We start from the raw sequence: 3,157 nt of genomic DNA, 5'->3' as shown, positions 1-3,157 counted from the left end.
GCCACGCACAGTGGCTAATAGTGATAAATAGAATAACTAACTTAAACCGACCGCATGCCTAAGCAGCAGCAACCCATCACCACCCCCGACCACCAAGCACCCCCAGCCACTCACCGCCCCGCCATCTTTCGCCAAAGCGTAGTCTTACTGATGCCGAGCGCCCGAGCGACCTTCTCGCGATCGCCGCCGAACGAATCGAGCATTGCGCGAATCTCGTCGGCCTCAAGCTTGCGGCTACGTTCCTTCAACGTTTCTGGACCTGAGCCCGGGGTATCGTCCTCAAGCTCCGGCGCAATCGACCTCAGCAACGCAGACGTCACCCGCGCCGCCGGCATCTCGTCCAACTCCACCGCAATCCGTTCAATCACGTTCTGCAATTCGCGGACGTTGCCCGGCCATCGATACTCCATCAACAACGGCAACGCCGGTTCAAGCGCGACATGCGCCGCATCGACGGACTCAACACGCCCCGTCTGCCACAGCAAGTGCGCAGCAAGCCCGGCTATATCCGATAGCCGCTCGCGCAACGGCGGCAAAGCAAGATTCAAAATGTTCAGCCGATAATAAAGGTCCGCGCGAAACTGCCCCGCCCTCACCCGCTCGCTCAACCCACGATGCGTCGCCGCGACGATCCGCACGTCGACCTGCAACGGTTCCGTAGACCCCAGGCGCACCACTTCGCGTTCCTGCAGCACGCGCAGCAAACGGCTTTGCAACGGCATCGGCATCTCGCCGATTTCATCGAGAAAGAGCGTGCCGCGATGCGCCGATTCAATCAGCCCCGCTTTGCCTCCGCGTCGCGCACCGGTAAACGCGCCTTCCTCATAGCCGAATAATTCGCTTTCCAGCAAGGTCTCCGGGAAAGCACCGCAGTTCAGCGCGACGAACGCGAACTCACGTCGAGCGCTCTCGGTATGGATGCCTTGCGCAACCAGCTCCTTGCCGGTGCCGCTTTCGCCGCGTATCAGCACAGTGGCATCGGAACGCGCATAACGCCTAGCTCGCTGGCGCACTTGTTCTATCGCTTCGCTCGTCCCGGTCAGATCCGCAATCCTGTATCGCGCGACAAGTTGCGGCGCGCGTTGCCGGGCGTGCACGGAGCGGTCCATGCGCTGCAACGCCACCGACTCCTGGAAGGTGATGATGGACCCGGAAGCCCCCGCCGATGTTTCGCCCCAAGCACTGCGATGCACGACATAGCTCGCCCCGCGCACCGTTTCCAGCGACTCGCCCGGCTCCTTCGGCACGGCGCCCGCCACCTCGGGCGCCAGATCGCGCAGCCGCTTGCCCACCGCTTGTGACGGCGCAAGCCGCAACATGTCGGCCATCTTCCCGCTCAACGCTTCGATGCGGCCATCGGCGTTCAACGCGATCACGCCATCGCGCAGATGCTGCAGCACCTGATCCAGCCGCCGACGCCGCTGCGTTTCGCCCAGCGTGGCGCGTGCTACTTCCAGCGCGGTTTCAAAGGCGCCTTGAACAGACGCGCGCGAGTATAAAAACACCGACTTCATGCCCGCCTTCTCGGCCAGTTCCGTCACGAGCCCCGGCCCGACGATAGCCTGCACACCCCGGTCGCGCAGATCGAGCACGCACGCCTCCGCGTCTTCCGCCGACAAATACGAAGCGCATTCCACCGCCACATCGAATGCCCGGAAAAAACGTTTGAGCTCGGACGGGGTCTCGCCGTGCATCACGAGGCCAACCGAATCGCCCTCGCGACGCGCTCGCGCCAACGCATGCATCACGTCGAAGCCAGTGGGGCTCACGAGCACGACCGGCACGCTGATCCGTGCCTTCAGATAACTCCCGTTCGATCCCGCCGATACAACCACGTCCGGACGCGCATCGCCCGCGTTCTCGACCTCCTGCACCGCGTCCTCGTACCCCAGCGGCACGATGCGCAGATCGGCGATACCGTCATAGTCCGCCGCGATGTCGCGATACAGGTCACGTAACTTGCTGATGCCGACTGCCCAAATGCGTGGAGGTGGATTCATGGCTTGAACGTCTGCGAACTGTGAGCGGAATTTCAAAGTTTAACGCCATTTTTGCAATCCATGATTTCATTTATGAAATTTTACGGGGTGGCGAGGAGCGGCCAATCTCTTAGAAATCAAAAGCTTGCGAATCTGGCAGACAACTTGCGCTTGATCACCAGGTCAACGGAGACACATCTATGAGTTCAATTGCAACACTTGGCGCCGGCGCGAAGTTTCGCGCGGCGGTCGCGGCTGAAAAGCCCTTGCAACTCGTCGGCGCGATCAATGCGAACCACGCACTGCTCGCCAAACATGCGGGTTTCAAGGCGATTTATCTGTCGGGCGGCGGCGTGTCAGCAGGCTCGCTCGGCTTGCCGGACCTCGGCATTTCAACGCTCGATGACGTCCTCACCGATGTCCGCCGCATCACCGATGTCTGCGATCTGCCGCTAATGGTCGACGTCGATACCGGCTTCGGTCCGAGCGCCTTCAACATTGCACGCACAGTGAAGTCGCTGATCAAAGCGGGCGCGGGCGCGATGCATATCGAAGATCAGGTGGGCGCCAAGCGCTGCGGTCATCGGCCGGGGAAGGCGATCGTCTCGCAGCAGGAAATGGCGGATCGCGTGAAGGCGGCCGTCGATGCGCGTACCGATGAGAATTTCGTCGTCATGGCGCGTACCGATGCGCTGGCGGTGGAGGGTTTGGAAGCGGCTATCGAGCGGGCGCGTGCTTGTGTCGAGGCCGGCGCGGACATGATTTTCCCGGAAGCGGTGACCGATCTTAAGATGTACAAACAATTCGTCGATGCCGTAAAAGTACCGGTTTTGGCAAATATCACGGAGTTCGGATCGACGCCGCTTTTCACGGTTGAAGAACTGCGCAGCGTCGATGTATCGATCGTGCTGTATCCGCTTTCGGCGTTCCGCGCGATGAACAAGGCCGCGGAGAACGTGTATCGCGCTATCCGCACCGATGGCACGCAAAGCAAGGTGCTTGGCACCATGCAGACGCGCGAGGAACTGTACGCGAGCATCGGTTATCACGAGTTCGAAGAGAAACTCGACGCCCTGTTCAATCAAGCGAAGTAACGCGTTATCCCTGTCAGGAGACTGAGACAAATGAGCGATACGTTAGAGAAAGAAGCACCCGCCACCGGCGGCTTCAAACCGAAG

2 protein-coding genes are annotated in these 3,157 nt (G+C 60.8%); one reads left to right on the top strand and one right to left on the bottom strand.

Going from position 1 to position 3,157, the window contains the following annotated elements; genetic code table 11:
• Window positions 1–110: 110 nt before the first annotated feature.
• The gene (gene prpR / locus M0D69_RS43475) at window positions 111–2,000 is read right to left on the bottom strand and encodes a propionate catabolism operon regulatory protein PrpR (protein ID WP_301787955.1); all 1,890 of its coding nucleotides are present in this window, start codon (window positions 1,998–2,000) and stop codon (window positions 111–113) included.
• A gap of 179 nt (window positions 2,001–2,179) precedes the next feature.
• Here prpR and prpB point away from each other — a divergent pair, with 179 nt between their 5' ends.
• Complete coding sequence (gene prpB, locus M0D69_RS43470) at window positions 2,180–3,073, top strand: methylisocitrate lyase (protein ID WP_301787954.1); 894 nt, start codon at window positions 2,180–2,182, stop codon at window positions 3,071–3,073.
• The last annotated feature ends 84 nt before the right edge of the window (window positions 3,074–3,157 follow it).

It is taken from the genome of Caballeronia sp. SEWSISQ10-4 2, assembly GCF_030464885.1.
GTDB lineage: Bacteria > Pseudomonadota > Gammaproteobacteria > Burkholderiales > Burkholderiaceae > Caballeronia.
The sequence above is the reverse complement of the archived record's forward strand: the minus strand, read 5'-3'. Positions and strand labels throughout refer to the sequence as shown.